We start from the raw sequence: 20526 nt of genomic DNA, 5'->3' as shown, positions 1-20526 counted from the left end.
GCGCGTCCCCCTACTTCGTTAAGAAAAAATTAAATAGTTTCGTATATTCCTCAAGCAATACATCCGTCATATTTTTAAACACATAACCGAGCATCGGTACACTCATCGCAATAAACAAAATACCACATGTGATTTTAATGACGTACGCATTCATAAAAACGTTTAATTGCGGAGCGTTTTTTGCGATTAAAATTAAAACAAAGTTAATGATGAACAAACTTCCCATAAGCGGAAGAGCAATTTCAACCGCTGATGTAATCGCAAATAATAACGTTGCGAGTAGACTATCTAGGAAACTAGTCGTCAGCAATTTTGAAATCGCCTCTGTATATTGAAACGACTTTAAAATCGTGGCAACGAAATAATTAATGCCGCCAAGTGAAATAAAAATAATGAGAAAAAATATATCAAAAATGGTTGAAAGTAAAGTAGACTGTGAACCTGCATTTACATCAAACAAACTTGCCTGTGATAAACCGATATCAAAGTCTAAAATATGCCCTGCCATTTTTGGAATGTTCCACAGCATTTCTACAATTTTTGAAAGCGATAATCCAATTACAATTTGCGTACCTGCATAGGCTGCAACGTCCCAAGTTGTCTTTATGTGAGAGACATCAACTTGATCGGCCACTGTAATCGAAAGAGCAAGTCCAACTGTAACCTTTGCCATCGCTGGAATCGATCGCCCTGAGAAAAACGGTAAAAAATATAAAAATGAAGTAATGCGGCAAAACGCAAAAAACGTCGCCGCCCATAATTCCATATTCATTTCAGTTCACCTATCTTAGTACGAACGCAATAGCGATGGGATTTTATCAAATAAATCTAAAATAAGCGTCGTTAACTCTTGAAACATCCACGGACCTAAAATGATAATAACGAGTACAATACTTGCCATTTTCGGTAAAAACGTCAGCGTTTGCTCTTGAATTTGCATCATCGCCATAATGACAGCGATGATAATAACGACAATCATACTTACGCCGGCAACCGGCATTAAAATCATAACCCCTTTGTAAAAAAAGGTTTGAAAAATATCTATAATTGGTGACGTATTCATTTATATGACTCCTATCACATAGCATCAAACGCTTCAGGCGACTGTTTTAAACATAATGTCGACGATTTTTGTATATCCACCTAAATATACAAAAACAAGTATTTTAAATGGTAAACTTAAAATCATCGGCGGTACCATCATCATCCCGAGGTACATTAAAAGTGTACTAATAATCAAATCTATAAATACAAACGCTAAATAAATGAACATCCCCGTTAATAATCCCTTTTGAATTTGCGTTAACGTAAAGGATGGTACGAGCGTAAATAAGGAAAGATCTTTCAACTCTTTCGGCAACTCTTCTCCGCGCACTTTCAGCATCATTTTTAAATCATGCTTATACGTATGCTTTGACATATACTCTTTCATAATCGGAGCTGTCGTCTCCGCAGCTTGACTTACCGTTATTTTCTCTTTCGTCATCGGATCCCACACATCGCTCTTTAGCTGCCCAAGTACAGGCTGCATCGTAAAGAGTGATAAAAACAATGCAAGTCCAACAAGTACTTGGTTCGGTGGTAAATTCATTACCCCAAGTCCTTGACGTGTAATCCCAAGAACGATCATAAAATAAGTAAAATGTGTAAATAATAGAACGATAGAAGAAGATAATGATAAAAGGGTAACGAGCGCAAATAGTTGTACACTTGAATTACTCGTAAACTCTTTTCCATTTTCGAAATTAATAAAACCGTTCGGGGCCGCATACGCTGGATTTACAAAAACAATTGAAAAAACGATAGAAAATACGAAAATAACGGCTAATAATGATAACTGTTTCTTTATTCTCATGATGGATCCTCTACTTTTTTCGTTTCACTCTTCACCGCGTCTTCTAGCGCTTGTTGAAACTGATTTCCTGTTCCTGTTAATTGCACAGATTGTACACCGTTATTACTAATAACAGTGAACACTTGCTTTCCATCTACTTCAAATAAAAAGGCACTCGTTTGATGATTTAAATAAACGCCGTCCTTTACTTGAATATGGCCATTTTCACCTTGTTTAAAAAACTGCTGTTTGCGCGTCTTTTTTGTCATATAGTATGCACCGTAGCCGAGCGCACCAAACAGTAAAACGACTTGAAATAAGGTCGTCATATACGACATATGACTCCTCCTCTACTCTTTATCTAGCATTTGACTTTGCGCTTTCATAAGCGCAGCTTGCTTCTTGTCAGCTTCAATTTCAGAAATGATAATACCGAACTTCTCGTCCATTACGATCGCTTCCCCAATACCGACTTTCATATTACTTAAATACACATCTACTTTATGTCCTAAGTTTTTCTCTACTTCCAGAACATCGCCCACTTTTAACTCTTTCACATCACCGAGCGTAATAGATGACTTCCCAAGCTTTACACCAAGTTCAATCGAAATATCCGAAACAGTATCAATATGTGCTTTACCCGCTTCATTTCGCTTTCCTGCAAATTCTTCTAATCCCATTAATGACACAGGAGATACTTCATGCTTCATATGGATCCTCCTACTCTACAAAACTTTTAAATAAGAGCGCCTTACGCGTTCCATCTTTTCCAATAAAACAATTAAATTTATGCTTTCCATCTACATAACCAAGCAATTCATCCGAAACTTTCGTATGAAGCGGAATAATATCTCCCTCTTCAATTTGCTCAATCTCACCCATTGTCATCTTCTGTTCACCAATCGCAACGTGAACAGGTTTAAACACTTGATTTACTTTCACTTCTACTTCAGACGTATACTTTTTACGCTTATCCGAAGAATGTTCGACAATATTTTCAGACGTTAACTTATCCATAATTTCTTCAACAGATAAGAACGGAATACCGATACGAACTGTCGTATTCCAAAAATCAGTTTTCATATTTACGTTCAGTAATGAAATGATATCACTCGCTGTCGTAATCTTAAGTGCATTTGGATCTGTCTCTGTCGTTACAAATTTCGGTTTAATCTCTACAACACTTTCAAATGATTGCTCTAAATTTTTGCATAGAAGCGCAAAAATATTATCAAGCGTTAAAAACTCGAACGCCGTCAGTGGTCTACGCATCGTAAAGTTACGCTTACTATCTCCGCCGAGCCAGCACTCATGAATGTAAATAACAAATGCTAAATCAATCTCAATAACAATTTCTCCAAGCTCTGGAAGTCCGAGGTCAATGACGCAATATAAATAGTAATCTTTCGGCATTTTCTCCACATACTCACTCGTAAATGGAACTTGCTCAACTGTCGAAGGCTCTAAGTCAATTGGAATACGCATACGCGCTGACAACGTCTGTGACGTCTGTTTACCAAACGTAGAAGCAATCGCTTGCAAACTACGTAAATGCTCAACACCGAACTTCTCCGGTCTATTAAAATCATACTCTTGAAATTTATCTTGCTTCCCTGCTTCTTGTGCGAAAGCTGGCATTTCCTCGCCTTCATTTACTGCCTTCAGCAGGGCATCAATTTGCTCTTGGCTTAATTTATCGCCACTCATGAAAATCCCCTTCCCTACCTTTTCAATTCAACGATTTCAACGTACATCTTTCCATTCTTCGTCAAAATCTTTCCGGTTCCAATCTCTTCATTCTCAAGCATAAGACGCACCGTATTTTTCGTTGAATTTTCAAGACGATACAATGTACCTTTCGTAATATGAAGCAGATCTTCAATTTTCTTTTTCGTATTTCCGATTTCAAAATAAATTGTTAACGGAATATCATCTTGTAATTTCAAATCTAGCCAACTCCCATATCATGTTCAAGAAAATTTCATGTTCTCTCTATATAATGAAATCTCTTATTTTGAAACGTCGATATTTAATATTTTTTTAATATATCCTTGCGTTTCTTTAAATGGAGGTACGCCTCCGTACTTTCTCACATTACCAGGACCAGCATTATAAGAAGCAAGCGCTAATACTAAGTCGCCATTATTTTTCTTTAAATAACCACTTAACTCTTTCACGCCGCCTTCAATACTTTCTGCTGGTGAAAATGGATTTTTTATCCCCATCTCTTTCACATTCGCCGGCATAAGCTGCATAAGCCCCATCGCCCCTGCATGCGACACCGTTTTCGGATTAAAATTAGACTCTACTTCAATCATTTTTTGAATTAACGTTTTCGGAATTCCGTAGGAACGGCTCACGCGATCAATAATATCCTCATACTTCCCTTCATTTGAAGAACGTATTTTTTGAATATTATACTTCTTCGTTAACCCCCACGTATCAACAGCCTCATTTTTCGTTTCTGGGAAACGTCGTTCAAACTCTTTTTGTGCAACTTGCACTTCATCTACGTTCTTCGTTTCAGCCTTTTCTTCAGGCTTACTCGCTTCCTCTACTTTATTAATAGATTGTTCCGGTTTATTTAAGACCGTTTCTATTTTCGTAGATTGTACCGGCTGACTCATATCCTCTACACTTGTCGGCTGCGCAGTACCCTTCGTCTCCTTCGCAGGTTCACTCTGCAACTTCTCTTGAAAACGACTACTAACGAATGCTTGTGGACTACTTAGCTTTTGCTGAATTTGTCCTTTCTTATATGCAAGCACTTCTTTTACTATATTTCCAACTATCATAATATCACCTTTTCGGTAAACAAAGATAATCTAATATTAGAGTTTTTTTTTAAAGTTTGCAATAATCCTTTTAATAATTATGTAATAAAAAAATGAATATATTGTTAAACTGTTATTTTTTTATATTTATTAATTCGAATTTTTAGTTGACACCCGTTGTAGCAAGGATTACAATAAATCTCGAAATTGATTTTTTCGCATATTACCGTTTTTCAATTTGCAGAAAAGTCAATATAAAAAAATGGGGGTTCTTAACATGAGAATTAATACAAACATTAACAGCATGCGTACTCAAGAGTACATGCGCCAAAACCAAGCAAAAATGAGCAATTCTATGGACCGTTTATCAAGCGGTAAACGTATCAACAACGCTTCTGACGATGCAGCAGGTCTTGCAATCGCAACTCGTATGCGTGCACGTGAAAGCGGATTAGGTGTTGCTGCTGATAACACGCAAAACGGTATGTCTTTAATCCGTACAGCTGACTCAGCAATGAATTCAGTATCTAACATCTTACTTCGTATGCGTGACATCGCCAACCAATCTGCGAATGGTACAAACACTGATGATAACAAATCTGCATTACAAAAAGAATTTGCTGAATTACAAAAACAAATTACTTACATTGCAGACAATACGCAATTCAATGATAAAAACTTATTGAATGCAGACAGCGAAGTTAAAATCCAAACGCTAGATTCAAGTAATGGTGGACAACAAATCAGTATCGATTTAAAAGCTGTTACACTTGAAAAATTAAATATCAAAGATATTTCTATCGGTAAAGCTGACGCTGCTGGTAAACCAGTTGTTCCTGGTCCTACAGTTGACCAAAAAGATCTTGATTTTGTTAAAGACGAAATTGGCAAACTTACAGAAACTTCATTACAAACTGATATCGATGCAATCAAAGGCTCTCTTGATAAATTCAAGGCTAGCATGACTCCAGGAGATGTTAAAACACTCGAAGATGCTCTAAATGATTTCAAAGTAGGAGAAGCTACACCTGCAGCTGCCGGTGTACCTGCGATTAAAGATGCTTTAAAGAACGTTACACTTCCTACAGCTACAGCGCCAGCAGCTGACGCTGATAAATCTGATGCATTAGCTGCAATCGCTGCAATTGATGCTGCTCTTACAAAAGTTGCTGACAACCGCGCAACTTTAGGTGCTACATTAAACCGTTTAGACTTTAACGTAAACAACCTGAAGAGCCAATCTTCTTCTATGGCTTCTGCTGCTTCTCAAATCGAAGACGCTGACATGGCGAAAGAAATGTCTGAAATGACTAAGTTCAAAATCTTGAACGAAGCAGGTATCAGCATGCTTTCTCAAGCAAACCAAACTCCACAAATGGTTTCTAAATTATTACAATAAGCCATTTGATTTAGTTTCATAAATAAACCTCTCTGCTTGCGGAGAGGTTTATTTTTTATAAAACCTTTCTTTTTTTGATGGAAGAGAGCACCCGCAATGCATAGAAGCGGTCAGTGCTTATCTTAATCCCCTCCTATGTTAAAACAAAAACAGCAAATAAGCATAAGCCCTTTATCCTTCCATAACCGTTTATTAGACTTAGAGTTACCAACTATATCAATCTATAAGGAGTGTCTATTATGCGTATTGGTACGAATGTTTTAAGTATAAATGCTAGGCTGTCGTTGTATGAGAATGAGAAGCGTATGCATGTTGCGATGGAGCATTTAGCTACTGGTAAGAAGTTAAACCATGCTTCTGATAATCCAGCTAACATTGCGATTGTGACTCGTATGCATGCGAGAGCGAGCGGTATGCGCGTGGCGATTCGTAATAATGAGGATGCGATATCGATGCTTCGTACAGCGGAAGCTGCTCTTCAAACTGTGACGAATATTTTACAGCGTATGCGTGATTTAGCTGTTCAATCTGCAAATGGTACAAATTCAAATACAAACCGTGATTCACTGAATAAAGAGTTTCAATCTTTAACAGAACAAATTAGCTATATTGGCGAGACGACTGAGTTTAATGATTTATCCGTGTTTGATGGACAACACCGTCCTGTTACGTTAGATGATATTGGTCATACAGTAAATATGACGAAACATACTCCCCCTTTCCCTACACAACATGACATCAACATTTCAACAGAACAAGAAGCAAGAGCTGCAATTCGTAAAATAGAAGAGGCTTTACAAAATGTATCACTTCATCGTGCTGATCTTGGGGCTACGATGAATCGTTTACAGTTTAATATTGAAAATTTAAATAGCCAAAGTATGGCCCTAACAGATGCTGCATCTCGGATTGAAGATGCGGATATGGCGCAGGAAATGAGCGATTTTTTAAAGTTTAAATTGTTAACTGAAGTTGCCCTTAGTATGGTTTCACAAGCAAATCAAATACCGCAAATGGTTTCCAAGCTACTACAATTTTAAAAATCATCTTCCTTCTTTGAAACGATTCCATACAAAACAAAAGGGAAATACATATACACTATGTATCTCCCTTTTGTTTTGTACCCAAATTTTATTACTGCGTTACAGTCATAACCTGCCCACTACGATCAACCATAATTTTCATTTTACCGTCTTGCGCGTTATATAACCCTAATTTATGCAAATCTTGTTTACATTCTTTTACGAAGAAAGGTAATGTGCGAATTTGATTAATATCAGAGCTCGTAATGAAGTGAATTAAATGATGCGTCATTTCTTTTATATCATGAACAAGCTCTTCCTTTTCTCGTTTTAGCCTTTCATTTTCAGCTCGCAATACATGTAATTCCCCTTCGAGACCACGTGCATTCTTTTCATCTTTTGAACGCTCTGCCGCCATGCTAGAAAGTTTATAAATCCCTTCCATGAACTGATATAGTTCATGCTCTTTTCTTTCACTACACTGGCTAATCGTTTCAAAATTATCAACAATACCAGATATAACTGTTACAAGGCTTTTTTCACTCTCTGTATTTTCAACTTCTTTTCTTAATTCTTTCTTGTTTTCTGTTTTCATCTCAACAATTGGTTCTTTTACAGGCGTATATTTTCGCTTTCGTCCTGGTTTTTGTTTTTCAACATTTTCAAATGGTATTTCACATTTTTTTAATTTGTAATACGTATTTTGTAATTGACTTGCTGTTTTCGGAAAAAGATTTAGTTCTTTTTTACTAACGTATTTTGAAATATTAATAATGTTTAAACCGTGACGTTGGGAAAATTGATACACTTCATACAGTAACTCTAGCTCAGACTTTAGCCATGTAATTGTTGATTTTTCATACGCTCGCATCCCACCATTTTTTTCTATATCTATTTGAAATAATACCATTCTATTATGTAAATCAACTAGTTCTTCATATTTTACTTGGAATTGTTTTTCTATTTTTTTAAATTCCTCTTCTAGTTGCACATCGTTCATTTTATTATTTGACATGTTTTGTAAAAGACTTAATACATTGATTGCTGTGTGGTGATACATAATCTGTGTCACTCCCCCTCATCCTTTCACAATTCTCATCTGACTCCCATGTCTTCTCAGAAAATAGCAATTTTTACATATCCATATTATAACATTTCGAAATTGTCTGTCAAATATTAAACATACAAAAATGTATAGAAAGTATAGAAATAGAAAAATTATTTTTAATTAATATGTATAATTACATATTAATTATATTATATGGTATTTCAGATATATTTTCACCGAAAAAGTTTGCGTTACTACGCAACCTTACTAGCATAATCCAAAAATACGCTCTCTTATATTTTCAAATAAATAAGCCAGCTATTTATTCATTAAACGAATTGAAAATCTCGAAGTAGAGACTATTCATACAGCCACAAACACTCCAGAACTGTTTAATCTTCCTACCTGTACAGCAGAGTATAGAATGCAAAAAAGGAACTAGCCAGTACTACTTACACGTGGCTAGTTCCCTCCTCCCTACTAAAAAAATAGAGTTGTATATCAGTTCTTCAAACCCTCAATCAAAGGCTCTTTTCTTCTACTGACCTAAAACCACTCCATATATCTGGTCTCACATCGCAGGGGCTCTATTAGGCACTGACCTCGCTAGATTCTCTCTTCCAGCCAATAAAAGCTTTTAAAGTACTAACTTATCTACTAAACCAATTAACTCTTGAATATCTGGCTTACTTACTTGAGCATTTGCTCCCACAGCTTCGCCTTTATGGAATAATTCATTTGTAATTAATGAAGAGAAAATAACAACCGGTAAACGATTCATTACTTCACCATCTTTAATTACTTTCGTTAAATGGTGTCCATCCATTTTTGGCATTTCAATATCCGTAATTAGCAAGTGAATATGTTCAAACATTTTTTCGCCTTGCTCTTTCGCTAGCTTTTCAATTTGCGCCAATGCTTCTGCACCATTGCTGAAGAAGTTCATTTTCGTATATCCAGCTGATGATAATGTTTCTTCTAATATTTGACGAAGCATCGCTGAATCTTCCGCAATATAAATCACTTTTTCAGCTCGATCTGTTTTTTGTTCTAATTTTGAAAGGGATTTATTATCATAACCAGTCCCGCTAATTTCACATACAATTTTCTCGTAATCTAATAGTAAGATGATTTTTCCATCTAGTTTTACAATACCAGATGTCGTTTCTTCTAGTCCCATAGACAATGAAGCTGGTTCATCAATTTGTTCCCACGAAATACGTTGAATACGATGCACTTCATCAACGCGGAAAATAACTTTCATTTGATTTAATTCTGAAATAATAAATTTCGTTTGATCAAGTGGCTTTGTCGATTTTAAATTAAGAGCTGTCGCTAAGTTAATAACAGGTAAAATTTCACCGCGTACTTGAACAACACCTTCAACTGCATGATGAGATTCTGGAACAGTTGTAACAGGGAATGGATTAATGATTTCACGTACTTTCATTACGTTGATACTAAACAGATTTTCACCAACAGTATATGTGACAATCTCTAATTCATTTGTTCCGCTTTCTAATAAAATACTTTGTGCTTGTGACATAAAGGTGTCGCTCCCCTTCCATTAATTCCGTATATCTAATTATTAAGCTTTATAAAAGCGAAAAAGTCAACTACCTATATGAAAAATATAGATAGTCGAACGATTTATAAAAAAAACGCTTAATCTTGTATAAACGAAGCAAGTGCCTCTAATAACACTTCTTGCGCCCCTACAATTTCTGTCGGCATTGCTTCCCACTTTTTTGAAAGCTCCGTTTCTACTCGTATTCTTAGCTTCGAATCCATTTCTTCTAGCACATATTCTTTCGTCGCTATATCAACATCAAGTAGCGCAAGCGCATATAATTCTGGATCATTTATTTTGTTAAATAATTGTTTCAATATAGCTGGTGCTATATGTTTTAATTTTTCAATATGAATTTCTTTATCAGAAAATAGTAACTCATATTGAATAAATGTAACATTTTCTTTAATCACTTTAAAATAGCAATTATTTTTTTTATCATTTACAAAATAACCGTTCGGATCTGCAATAATACTCTCTACTTTACGAATTAAATCTGGCAAACTACTCGCCGCCATTACAGTCCGCTGCTCAACCTCACTTGGCGAAATGAATGTAACGCGATACTTATTCTGCGCCATCCTCCTCACCTCTCCTTTTATTAAAATCTATCCTCACAAACTCTCCGAAAGGCACTGAGATAGTATGATATGATTATTTCATATCTCTTTACAACCCCATGCGGATCATAGCTGTTATCCACACTTCGCTTACCTCTTCTTCAACTATCTTAGTAACTCTCCATATCTCTGGGCTTACACACCGGTCGAGAATCTATTAGGCACTAACCGCTACCACACATCGCCAGAGGACCCCTCTCAAAACCTAAAAAGAGCTTTTAAAGTCTTTTAAGAGCTTTTCAATAACTCGATGTTATTGAACCAAAATGCAATCTGCTGATCCGTTATCCCTGATAGTGTAATAAAAAACTCACGGCACTTCATCTCGTCCTTAAACAGTTGATACTTCCATTCTCCTTCGCTACCAACACTTACGAAATAAAACTCATGAATACGGCCAATAATCGATTGCTTTTCACCAAATGAATATGCAGGTACTTGCTTAATTTCAAATTGATCAGGTAAATATATATGCTCTTCTCGTTCCATTTTTAACACTTGCTCGGCAAGTTCACGTTTATTTTCGAAAAAAGGCAATTGTAAAATTCGCTCTTGTCTTGTCGTCATACGAATAAAAAACCCTTTCTACTACATTACAATTTTACTTTATGATATATTATCGAATTAAGTTTACTACTTCATTTAATACTTCATCTGAAACTTTAATTACTTTCGCATTTCCTTGGAATCCACGTTGATAAAGCATTAAATCAACAAATTCTACAGATAAATCTACATTTGAACTTTCTTTTGCTGACCCTCGTACATTCCCTGCACCATTCTCACCAGCAACACCTACCCCTGGAATACCCGCTGATGGTGTCGCAACGTAATTTCCATTCCCTGTTTTCATTAATCCACCTGAATTCGGGAATGTAGCTACAGCTAGTTGTCCTACAACTTTCATACTACCATCTGAATATTTCATCATAACGAAACCACCGTCTGAAATAGAATAGTCATTTGCAATTGCAGCTGGGCGCCCCGTTACTTCTGTTGTAGAAATAGTTTTTCCTGTCGGATAATTTGTTAATCCGCTTAAATCAAGTGTTAGACCACCACCAAAAGGAATTTGAACAGATCCACCATTAGTAATTTCACCAGTTACTGGATCCTTTTGTACAGGTTCATCTGTTTGCTTTAAATTTCCTAATGTATCAAATATAAGGGGTTTGTCGTCTGGCATGCCTTCAATAGGCTTAAATTCTTTGTCGTTTTTAGAATCATTTCTTACAGAAACTGAATATGTATATTCACCTGCCTTCGGTTTTTTAACTTCTTTACCATCTACAATCTCTGATTCAGTCTTTTGCTTAATATTTACACGTAACGTTAACGAGTTCCCTTCCGCATCAAAAACTGTGAATTCGTGAGATAATGCATTTTGGTTCCTAGGAAGGTTTCCGCTTATTGTCGCTTTATCTGTTTGAATCCCACCAACAGCTGATCCCATTGGAATATGGATTGGGCTTGGTCGTGAAGAAAAATCTACTTCTTGTGTTCCTGTTTTTACACCATAACCTAGTACATACTGTCCACCTGTATTTGTAACATAGCTATCTTTCGATACACCGAAAGACCCTTTTCTCGTATACTCTACATTCCCACCGTTACGATCACCAACTAAAAACAAACCGTTTCCTTCTATCGCTGTCTCCATCTTATCACTAGTTAAAGTAATAGAACCATCACTAAAATCTGTAGATGTCCCACTGAACTTTACACCGTTACCAATACTCTTTGGATTCGTGCCAGCATAAGCACCATCACCACGTGAACCAACCGTATTATTATATAGTAAATCATCAAAAATAGCTTTTTGCTTTTTATATCCAACTGTTTGTGCATTTGCAATATTATTTGAAGTAACACTTAATGCATTTTGTGCTGCATTCATCCCTGTAATACTTGTATATAACGCTTTAATCATAACCTTTGTACACTCCTTTTATTAATCTGGTTTAACCTCTTCATTTTTTTCTATATCATCTTTCTTCTCATCTTCCGGATTAGTTTCTGTTATCGGTTTATCAGAAACCCTCTCTATGAAACGAAGTGAGACAACTTGATTATCAACAATAAGTTGCACATCGTTATTTTCAGCAAGTCGAACTGTTTCCACTTGACCAGTCACTTGCTTTCCATTATTGCTTACACCTCTAACGTACTTTCCTAAAAACTTCATCCCTCCATCAAGAGCCGTCGAATACATCGTTGATTGCAGTTTATCTACTGCTTTCGTCATATTCTGTACTTGCTCCATAAGCGATAGCTGTGCTGTTTGGTTCATCATTTGGTTCATATCCATCGCATTAAACGGGTCTTGATGTTGAAAGCTTGCTAAGAAAAGTTTCAGGAAATCATCTTTATCCATAATACCGGGTGTTTTTTGAGTACTTGCTGATACTCCGTTTGCTTGTTGAGCTGTCGACTGTGCACCAGTAACAGATGCGTTTTTTGTTTGTGCTCCTGCTTGTAACGGAATATGATTTGTACTCGTTGTATTTAATCCAACTGTTGGCACACTTTATTCCTCCAATAATCCCGCAAATTCTTTTGCATGTTGTTTTTCATGTTTCGTACTTGCTAATTTTTGTTTTTGTCTTTGCTCTTGTTCTCGCTGCTCTTTACGGTTTTCATCTTTATCTGAATAGCTAATTTGAATATTGATTTCTTTTTCTTTTAACTTCAGTCTCAATTCATCAAAAATGATTTCAACACGTTTTTTCGCATCATGTTTTTCCATTTCTACGTGAACATCAATTTGATCTCCATGTTTTTTCATAAACACCGTTAATGTACCAAGTTTTTCTGGATTTAACTGAAATAAAACACGCTCTTGTTTCACTACAAATTTTTGCAACGCTTCTACTTGTGCTTCCATTTTCTTTCCTAAGTCAGGTAACGTAACTTTCTCAGCGCCACTATTTGATTTCCCTATTTGATCCGTACCCGTTGCTTTATTTAGCAACTCCGCACCCGTTGAACTCGAATCGTTTAACACATCACCTTCCGGCAACTCTATCTTTACATCATCGCCCTCAGCTTTCGGAAAATCTGTGTCTTTAAACTCTTCTTGTTTTTTTGCAATATTACAAGTTTCTGTTTCTACAACTTTCAATGCTTGCATCGTTTGCTCCGGCATCTTCATTTTGTCTAATACCATTTGCATTGTATCTTCTAAACATATAGCATTTTTGATATTCATATTTGAAAGGAGCTCTTGTAACTGCTGTAATTCTGCTGCGGGTAATTCGTTAAGTTTTATATTCCCATATTCTTTATATAGCTCTTGTATTTTTTGTATGTATTGATATAACAATTCCGGTTGCACACGTAATTGCTCAATTGCAACCATTTGCTCAGATACAGCTAATAGTAACTGTTCTGTCTCTTTTTTTTCTTCTTTCTTTACAATTGGCTCTTCTTTCGTTACTGATTGTTTAGAAAGAATATATTCTTTTTTTTCTTCTTTTGGTGCTTCTTCTTGTTTCATTTTCTCCGTTTTCGGCTGCTTTTTATTTTCCATTCTCATCGTACGATCGAATGAAGAATCTTCACTTTTTGATTGTACTTCTAGCCCTTTTTCTTTTTGCGGAGGTAAACTTTGTTGCACCGGTAATACAGACTGTATCACTATATTCACCTCATCCATTCATACACATTTTCAAATCAAGAAGCATTTTTTCTTCCTGCTTTTCTCGTACTTTAGCAAGCTTTCTACAACCTTCTTGATACATCTCATCAATGACACGTTCTTTTTCTTTTACTTGCTCTAAAAGGCTTTCATTTTTTTGAATAAAATCTTCCGTTTTTTTAATTTTACGATTCCATTCTTCTATTCTTTCAGGTGAAAACGTATGTGACGAAAGCATGCCAGCCATTATACGCTGCCCAGTTTGTACGACTTTACTACGCGATTTTACTACATATAAATCATATTCTTTTTTTTGTTCTATTTTTCTTTTTTCACCTGTTAATTCATACACTTCTTTCAAAATCTGTTCTTTTTCTTGATTTATTTGCAATTTTATCGTGTCGTACTGCTGCTTATCCACCTGTTTTTATAGCCCCTTCCTATTATAACGTTCTCTTTTTCTATTATATAGTTTTTTTCCAAAAAAATCTGTGAAATATTAAAAAACAAAAAAATAAGACCTCTTGGGCAGAGGTCTTATACTATATGGTGCATCGCTTCAACAATATCATCAAATTGGAAACTATCAGATCGACCTTGTTTTAAAAACGTATTTATACCTTCTACTTTGTTTTTACATTCAAAAATATAAGCATTTTCTGCATTTTCTTGAATCGTTCCTAATTTAAAATACAATTCATTTTCTTTATAAACAGATAAGATTTTTCTCATTTCATTTGCAAGTTGCCAATGAGTTGGCGAAACGATTTCTTCCATAATCCTACTCACTGAGTCTAGCACTGAAATAGCAGGGTAATGACTAAGTGTTGCAAGCTCACGTTTTAATACAATATGTCCATCTAAAATACCACGCGCTAAATCTGGTACAGGGCCGTTTAAATCGTCTCCATCAACGAGTACGGTATAAATACCTGTTATAGATCCCTTTTGTGTTTTCCCAGAGCGCTCTAACAACTTCTTCATATAACTTTCCATTAAGAGTGTCTTACCACCAATCGGCAACTCTTTAACGGCAATATCAACGCTTCTGCGGGCATCCGCAAAACGAGTAACAGAATCCATCATAAGTAGTACGTTATTGCCTTGATCACGGAAGTATTCAGCAATAGATGTCGCAAGCTTCGCTGCACGAAGTTGCATTAGGTGACTTTCATCTGACGTCGCTACAACAACGACGCTTTTTCGCATTCCTTCTTCACCTAATTCTTTTCGAATAAAGTCTTTTACTTCTCGGCCACGTTCTCCTACTAAACTAATAACATTAATGTCAGCTTTTGCGTTTTTCGCAATCATTCCGAGTAAAGTAGATTTACCAACACCAGAACCAGCAAAAATACCAATCTTTTGACCGATGCCAATTGTTAGCATAGAATCAATCGATTTGATTCCAGTTTCAAATACATCGGTAATTTCTTCACGTTCAAATGCATGAATAGGCGGGGCATCTAGTTTTATTTTTTGTAATGGAATATTCTCTGCATCCTCATTTAGTACTTCGCCATTTGCGCTTAACACTTTTCCGAGTAAATGATTCCCACGAGGTATGACAACATCTTCTGCAACTAATGTAACTGAATCTCCATAACATACTTTTTCTGTTTGCTCAAATGGAAGTAGCATATTGTTTTCTTTTTCAATCGCAATCACTTCACATAAAACATTATGTTCCCCAACGAAACAAACATCTCCAATTTTCGCCTTTGGCCCTTTCGCTACGAAAAACTGTTCTTGTACACTATGAACTTTACCGACTTTCGTATAAAACGGGGTTTCAATAAACGTATTCCATTTACTATGTTCGTTCATGAGCTTGTTATTCATACATTTTGCTCCTCAAATAACTTCCCCTCTTCCCATTTCTGGCGAAGTTTCGCAAATATAGGTGCAAATTTAAATTCAAAGAACTCTTTCTCTTCTTCCAGAACAAATTCACCGAACTGCAAGGAGAAATCATACTTCCATTCTACTAATTGTAGTAGCCAATATTCTTTCGTATTTTCCTTCTCTTCTTGAATACGTTCAAATGTTTCTGGATGTACTGTAATGACTAATTTTTCAAACGAAGTAGGCAACGTTTGAACGATGCCAGTTAAAATAGGTAACACATCAAGCACGCGCGAATCTACTGCTTGATTTACAATTTTTTCTGCTAGTTGAAAAGATTGATCCCATAATAACTCTGTCCATTCATATGCTGTTTCTTGTTGTTCTTTTTGAAACTGCATACGTGCTGCTTCCATCTGCTCCATTTGTTCATGAATATGCATTTGAAATTGTTCTTTATCTTGCAATAGCTGTTGACGCTCTCGTTCTAGCATTTGCTGCTCTTGCCTTAGCTGATTCATTTCCATATGTAACGATTCTTGCTGCGCGCGAAGTTCTGCATGATCAACTTGTAATTCTTCCTCTTCTATATGAACTGCGGCTGGCTTTGGGTATTGTAATTCATACCTTTCTTCAGAAAAAGAAACAGAATTCTTCGGAATTCTGTTTTTAAATAAGGACATCATCTTCACCTCTTTGAACGATAATTCTTCCTTCCTTCTCTAGCTTTTTCACTGTACCCGTAATCGTTTGCTGTGCCTTTTCAGCATCCGTCATCTTAAGCGGTCCTAAGCCATCTAATTCTTCTAGAATCATCTCTTTACGATTTGAAGACATACATGTAAATAATTTCTCTTTAATCTCTTCTTTTGCAATTTTAAGTGCTTTCGCAATAACACCATTATCTGTAATTTCCTCTAACACACGACGAAGTGCAAGATCTTCAAGTCCGAGTAAGTCTTCAAATACAAACATGTTTTCTTTAATTTTCTCAGATAACTCATAATCCATTTCATCCAGCTTTTGAAAGACTGTTTTTTCAACACCTCGTGAAACGTTATTTAAAATGTTTACTATTGTTTTCAAGCCATCTGTTTTATTAATTGCATTAAACGCCATATTATTTAATTTTGATTTTAATAAATCCCCAATTTGATTTATTAATTCACCATCTACTTGCTCTAGCTTCGCAATCCCCATTACCGTTTCTACTCGCTTATGATCTGGTAATCTCTCAATTAATTGAGAAGCAAGCTGCGGTTTAATATAAGAAGCGATAATCGCAATCGTTTGTGGCGATTCATCATTAAGTACAGTGAGAAGTGGTTCTAAATCCGCAAGTGAATTTAAGAATTCAAACGGATTATCTTTGTTATACCAAAGATCTTCTAATAATTTTTCTAGTTCGTCTTCTGGCATATTTTTAAATATGCGACGAATATATTCTTTATCCGGAGTCACTAGGTTTAATTCTTTTACATTTAATTCATACAAGAACTCCCCTAGTACATTTTCTAACGTTTCCGGTTTATATACACGAAACTTCGCAATTTCACGAAGTAATACTTCTTTTTCCTCAGCCGTCATATATTCAATGACTTTTGCTGCCACCCCTTCTTCTAATGTACGAATAAGGATGGCAGCTTTTTCTTTGGAGGAGATTTCATCTAACATCGTTGTTCCTCCCTTACTGTCCATTTAACCATTTTTTAATTACTTTTGCAGTTCCTTCTACATGTTCTTTCGTAGCATCCTGCACTTGTTCATCTAACGTCGGTTCTTTCGGTTCTTCTGGTTCAGGTTTTGGTTCTGGTACTATTTTTTCTTCAGGAATTTCCATAATACTTTCACTACTTGCAGCAATTTCCTCTTCTGCTAAGTATTCTTCATATTCCTCTTCTTCTTCTTTCTTTCTCTTACGTCTTGCTAAGAAGAACCATACTAGACCACCAATCGCTAATAAACCAGCTGGAATTCCACCGAATAACCACCAGTTTATGCCGCTTTCTTCTGGTTCTTTCTTCTTCTCTTCTTTCGGCTGATCAAACTGAACAGTTACAACGTTAACTTGACCGTTTGTAAAGTTTCCATTCGGATCAGCTTGAAGCCCAGCAGCTGTGCCGATTGCTTCTTTGAAAGTAGTCATATCTATTTTTCGTTTTACTAACGTATCGTTGTCTACCCATACTACAACATTTGTTTTCGTTAATTCTGGGTGTTTCTTAATTGTTTCAACTGTTTTATCTATTTCATAGTTTTCAATTTTGTTACCATTTTTATTATCATAGACGATTTTACCATTTTGATTATTGTTCGTACCGTAGTTTGGTACTTCGCCGTTTGCTGTAATACCAGCGCCTTGTTTCGTCTCTGCTCCTTCTTGTGCAGTAGAGCTTTCTTCTTGCTCTTGTTTACTACGAAGTACACCTTTATCACCATATTTTTCTGACTGGCGAGTAACTTCATCATAGTTTACAGACACTTTCGTATTCACTTTATATTCATTCGGTTTAAACATCGTCATTAACGTTGCATCAATATCTTGCTTTAATTTACCTTCAATTTGTTGTTGCATCTCTACTTCTTTTTCATAAGAAGAGGAACTAGTAGAATGTGCTTCATCTGCCCCTTTTGAGATTACACCTTTTTTACTATCAATCACACTTACTTCTTCTGCTTTCACGCCAGGAACTGCTGCACTAATCATTTGCTGTATACCCGCAACTTGATCTGCCGTTAATAATTGGCCACGCTTCACACCAACCGTAATCGCTGCTGTCCCTTTTGCTTTTTCCTCATCAAAAATCGTCTCTTTTTCAGGTAATGTAATTTGAACATTCGCCGTTTCAACTGTCGCAAAGTTCCTTACAATATCTTGTTCCAATTGCTTTTTCGTACCGACAATTTGCTTCATTTTTTTATCTTGCTCACTTGAACCGAGCGAGCTTTCTAATAAAATTTCCTCACCGCTTTTAGAATTAAACGGTAAGCCCATCCCATTCATTTCTTTTCGAACCCATGGAGCATCATTTTTTTGCACACGAATCGATCCATCGGCCGCTAACTGATAATCGACACCTAACTTTGATAATTCTGCTGTAATCTCTTGCTTATCTGTATCATTTAAATTTTGATATACAACAACATATTTATCTGGCAAGGTGAAGTATAAAAGTGCTCCTGTTACAATCGCTAAAAGCGCAGCACCGATTACTAACTTATGCCACGTTTTTAACGATTGGATAACATTTTTCATCTTTTCCATTTAAACACACCCGTCCACTTTCCTAAATTTGCATATTAATTAGTGACTTATAATTTTCAATAAGATTATCACGTACGAGAGCAGCCGTTTTCATTTGAGACTCAGCCTTCTTCTGCTGAATTAAAACGTCATGCGTTTCTCCTACCCCTTTAGTTAATAAATCATATACTGCTGTTTGCGCATTGTTTTGCGTTTGATTCATATCTTCCAATAAATCAATAAACTTTTTCCCCTCGACTACTGATGTTTGAGAATTTTTCGGTGCACCAATTGACTGAATTGCTCCAAATGGTTGCGTATTTAACATTGGTTGGATTTTCATATTACTATATTCCCCCTTATCCTCGGCCAATTTCTAAATCTTTATCAAGCATTTTTTTATTCGCATTTAATACACTTGTATTTGCTTCGTACATTTTTTGGGCAACCATTACATTCGTCATTTCAGCAGTCACATCAATATTTGGATAACGTACATATCCTTCTTCATTTGCATGCGGATGTGTTGGATCATACACTAAGTTTTCAGTTTTATCTGCTTCAATACTTTTTATTTTTACTCCATTAGTAGGAGAACCATCTAACATATTTGCAAAACTATTGTTTGATTCTAGCACTACACTACGACGCTCATATAAATCTGCCCCCGGAGCAGCCGTTGTATTTGCATTTACAATATTGTTAGAAGTAACTTCCATCCACTTTCTCGCTGTCGTTAGCCCTGAGCCACTTGCATTAATTGCCTGAAACATCGTTGTCTCTCCTTCTACTTTTAACGTCCGCGTGCCGCTTGGTTAATTGCATATTGTGTATTAATTGCGTTGATTGAAATACCGTATAACTGATTTGCTTTCATTAAATCTAGCATTTCTGTCGTTACATCCACACTATTTCCATCTTTATTCGTTTGCATTGATTTTGTTTGAATCTTTGCATATGTATTTTTCATATTCACTGTCGGTAAGTGCATTTCATTCGTTTGATATAAATCCGGATTACTCTTTAAGTCCGCAGCATTGTTCTTGTATAATGCACTACTTTTATTCATTTGCTCAGCAAATGTTACATCTTGTGCTTTATAGCCGGGTGTATTCGCATTTGCAATATTACTAGAAACAGTATTTCGTTTCGTCACTAAATAATTCATATAATGGCCTACATCACTCACTAAATCTGGCATATTCCACACCCTTTCTTTTTTAACTTAATGATCCACTGATGGAAGTTTCACTTCATTATTTATTTTCTTATATGTGTTTATTAAAATATTAACAATCATGTACCCTTACATATTTTATTCCATTTTTCCATTGTTGTCTTTAGAAAAATACAAAAATATAAAAAAGAATACAAAAAAACTGTATTCACGCAATAATCTATGAAACATTTCAATATATGATCTACAAACTAAAGTTCATTTTCATATTATTTAGATTACTACTATTTTTTCATTACAGTCATAAAATGAAACCTCAATCAGCGGAAGTCTTTATTTAAACAAAGGAATGGATC

25 protein-coding genes are annotated in these 20526 nt (G+C 35.7%); 2 read left to right on the top strand and 23 right to left on the bottom strand.

Features of this window, described 5'->3' with window-relative positions:
- Window positions 1-10: 10 nt before the first annotated feature.
- From ABH961_RS03685 to ABH961_RS03650, 8 genes are all read right to left on the bottom strand, one after another.
- Window positions 11-772: a flagellar biosynthetic protein FliR gene (locus ABH961_RS03685; protein ID WP_001055716.1), complete on the bottom strand. Its 762-nt coding sequence runs from the start codon at window positions 770-772 to the stop codon at window positions 11-13.
- A 15-nt stretch (window positions 773-787) separates the two neighbouring features.
- The gene (locus tag ABH961_RS03680) at window positions 788-1063 is read right to left on the bottom strand and encodes a flagellar biosynthetic protein FliQ (protein WP_001098085.1); all 276 of its coding nucleotides are present in this window, start codon (window positions 1061-1063) and stop codon (window positions 788-790) included.
- 33 nt (window positions 1064-1096) lie between these two features.
- A complete protein-coding gene (locus ABH961_RS03675) occupies window positions 1097-1855 on the bottom strand; it encodes a flagellar type III secretion system pore protein FliP (protein ID WP_098080172.1) in 759 nt (252 codons plus the stop codon).
- Window positions 1852-2172, bottom strand: a complete 321-nt coding sequence (locus ABH961_RS03670) for a hypothetical protein (RefSeq protein ID WP_000121176.1) — start codon at window positions 2170-2172, stop codon at window positions 1852-1854. The genes ABH961_RS03675 and ABH961_RS03670 overlap by 4 nt, the downstream gene beginning before the upstream one ends.
- Before the next feature lie 12 nt (window positions 2173-2184).
- On the bottom strand, window positions 2185-2544 hold the full coding sequence (gene fliN, locus ABH961_RS03665) for a flagellar motor switch protein FliN (RefSeq protein ID WP_000680019.1): 360 nt from the start codon (window positions 2542-2544) through the stop codon (window positions 2185-2187).
- 10 nt (window positions 2545-2554) lie between these two features.
- Window positions 2555-3541 carry a flagellar motor switch protein FliM gene (gene fliM / locus ABH961_RS03660; protein ID WP_098068106.1) on the bottom strand — a complete coding sequence of 329 codons (987 nt, stop codon included), beginning with the start codon at window positions 3539-3541 and terminating at the stop codon, window positions 2555-2557.
- Window positions 3542-3555: 14 nt separating this feature from the next.
- The gene (locus ABH961_RS03655) at window positions 3556-3780 is read right to left on the bottom strand and encodes a flagellar motor switch protein FliN (protein ID WP_000775712.1); all 225 of its coding nucleotides are present in this window, start codon (window positions 3778-3780) and stop codon (window positions 3556-3558) included.
- 63 nt (window positions 3781-3843) lie between these two features.
- Window positions 3844-4629, bottom strand: coding sequence for a lytic transglycosylase domain-containing protein (locus tag ABH961_RS03650; RefSeq protein ID WP_098080170.1), 786 nt, complete (start codon window positions 4627-4629; stop codon window positions 3844-3846).
- Window positions 4630-4885: 256 nt separating this feature from the next.
- Between ABH961_RS03650 and ABH961_RS03645 the strand changes: the two genes are divergently transcribed.
- Both ABH961_RS03645 and ABH961_RS03640 read left to right on the top strand, forming a co-directional pair.
- Complete coding sequence (locus tag ABH961_RS03645) at window positions 4886-6007, top strand: flagellin N-terminal helical domain-containing protein (protein WP_098080168.1); 1122 nt, start codon at window positions 4886-4888, stop codon at window positions 6005-6007.
- Between the two features lie 239 nt (window positions 6008-6246).
- Entirely contained in the window at window positions 6247-7047 is an 801-nt protein-coding gene (locus ABH961_RS03640) for a flagellin N-terminal helical domain-containing protein (protein ID WP_098080166.1), read from the top strand.
- 94 nt (window positions 7048-7141) lie between these two features.
- Here the strand turns inward: ABH961_RS03640 and ABH961_RS03635 are convergent, their stop codons facing one another.
- The 15 genes from ABH961_RS03635 to flgB form a co-directional block, all read right to left on the bottom strand.
- On the bottom strand, window positions 7142-8089 hold the full coding sequence (locus ABH961_RS03635) for a DNA-binding domain-containing protein (RefSeq protein ID WP_098080164.1): 948 nt from the start codon (window positions 8087-8089) through the stop codon (window positions 7142-7144).
- 625 nt (window positions 8090-8714) lie between these two features.
- The gene (locus ABH961_RS03630; protein ID WP_097817762.1) at window positions 8715-9623 is read right to left on the bottom strand and encodes a chemotaxis protein; all 909 of its coding nucleotides are present in this window, start codon (window positions 9621-9623) and stop codon (window positions 8715-8717) included.
- Between the two features lie 119 nt (window positions 9624-9742).
- A complete protein-coding gene (locus tag ABH961_RS03625; RefSeq protein ID WP_098080162.1) occupies window positions 9743-10228 on the bottom strand; it encodes a LysR family transcriptional regulator in 486 nt (161 codons plus the stop codon).
- Between the two features lie 267 nt (window positions 10229-10495).
- Window positions 10496-10834, bottom strand: coding sequence for a DUF3964 family protein (locus ABH961_RS03620; protein WP_000213334.1), 339 nt, complete (start codon window positions 10832-10834; stop codon window positions 10496-10498).
- Between the two features lie 49 nt (window positions 10835-10883).
- The gene (flgE, locus tag ABH961_RS03615) at window positions 10884-12197 is read right to left on the bottom strand and encodes a flagellar hook protein FlgE (RefSeq protein WP_098080160.1); all 1314 of its coding nucleotides are present in this window, start codon (window positions 12195-12197) and stop codon (window positions 10884-10886) included.
- Between the two features lie 21 nt (window positions 12198-12218).
- Complete coding sequence (locus ABH961_RS03610) at window positions 12219-12791, bottom strand: flagellar hook assembly protein FlgD (protein ID WP_001143481.1); 573 nt, start codon at window positions 12789-12791, stop codon at window positions 12219-12221.
- A gap of 3 nt (window positions 12792-12794) precedes the next feature.
- On the bottom strand, window positions 12795-13904 hold the full coding sequence (locus ABH961_RS03605; protein ID WP_141520071.1) for a flagellar hook-length control protein FliK: 1110 nt from the start codon (window positions 13902-13904) through the stop codon (window positions 12795-12797).
- 10 nt (window positions 13905-13914) lie between these two features.
- Window positions 13915-14325 carry a cytoplasmic protein gene (locus tag ABH961_RS03600; protein WP_098080157.1) on the bottom strand — a complete coding sequence of 137 codons (411 nt, stop codon included), beginning with the start codon at window positions 14323-14325 and terminating at the stop codon, window positions 13915-13917.
- A 116-nt stretch (window positions 14326-14441) separates the two neighbouring features.
- Window positions 14442-15746 (bottom strand): flagellar protein export ATPase FliI, encoded by a 1305-nt coding sequence (fliI, locus tag ABH961_RS03595; protein ID WP_098080155.1) that lies wholly within the window; start codon window positions 15744-15746, stop codon window positions 14442-14444.
- Window positions 15743-16432 (bottom strand): FliH/SctL family protein, encoded by a 690-nt coding sequence (locus tag ABH961_RS03590; RefSeq protein ID WP_098080153.1) that lies wholly within the window; start codon window positions 16430-16432, stop codon window positions 15743-15745. Before ABH961_RS03590 ends, fliI begins: the two co-directional genes overlap by 4 nt.
- Window positions 16419-17423, bottom strand: a complete 1005-nt coding sequence (locus tag ABH961_RS03585; RefSeq protein WP_000883360.1) for a flagellar motor switch protein FliG — start codon at window positions 17421-17423, stop codon at window positions 16419-16421. Before ABH961_RS03585 ends, ABH961_RS03590 begins: the two co-directional genes overlap by 14 nt.
- 13 nt (window positions 17424-17436) lie before the next feature.
- Complete coding sequence (locus tag ABH961_RS03580; RefSeq protein ID WP_098080151.1) at window positions 17437-19014, bottom strand: flagellar M-ring protein FliF C-terminal domain-containing protein; 1578 nt, start codon at window positions 19012-19014, stop codon at window positions 17437-17439.
- Window positions 19015-19036: 22 nt separating this feature from the next.
- Window positions 19037-19336: a flagellar hook-basal body complex protein FliE gene (gene fliE / locus ABH961_RS03575; RefSeq protein WP_048551712.1), complete on the bottom strand. Its 300-nt coding sequence runs from the start codon at window positions 19334-19336 to the stop codon at window positions 19037-19039.
- Between the two features lie 16 nt (window positions 19337-19352).
- On the bottom strand, window positions 19353-19766 hold the full coding sequence (flgC, locus tag ABH961_RS03570) for a flagellar basal body rod protein FlgC (RefSeq protein ID WP_000484673.1): 414 nt from the start codon (window positions 19764-19766) through the stop codon (window positions 19353-19355).
- Window positions 19767-19786: 20 nt separating this feature from the next.
- Complete coding sequence (gene flgB / locus ABH961_RS03565) at window positions 19787-20194, bottom strand: flagellar basal body rod protein FlgB (protein WP_070805664.1); 408 nt, start codon at window positions 20192-20194, stop codon at window positions 19787-19789.
- Window positions 20195-20526 lie beyond the last annotated feature (332 nt).

This window comes from Bacillus sp. RC251, from assembly GCF_044908765.1.
Taxonomy (GTDB): Bacteria; Bacillota; Bacilli; order Bacillales; family Bacillaceae_G; genus Bacillus_A; species Bacillus_A wiedmannii.
The sequence above is the reverse complement of the archived record's forward strand: the minus strand, read 5'-3'. Positions and strand labels throughout refer to the sequence as shown.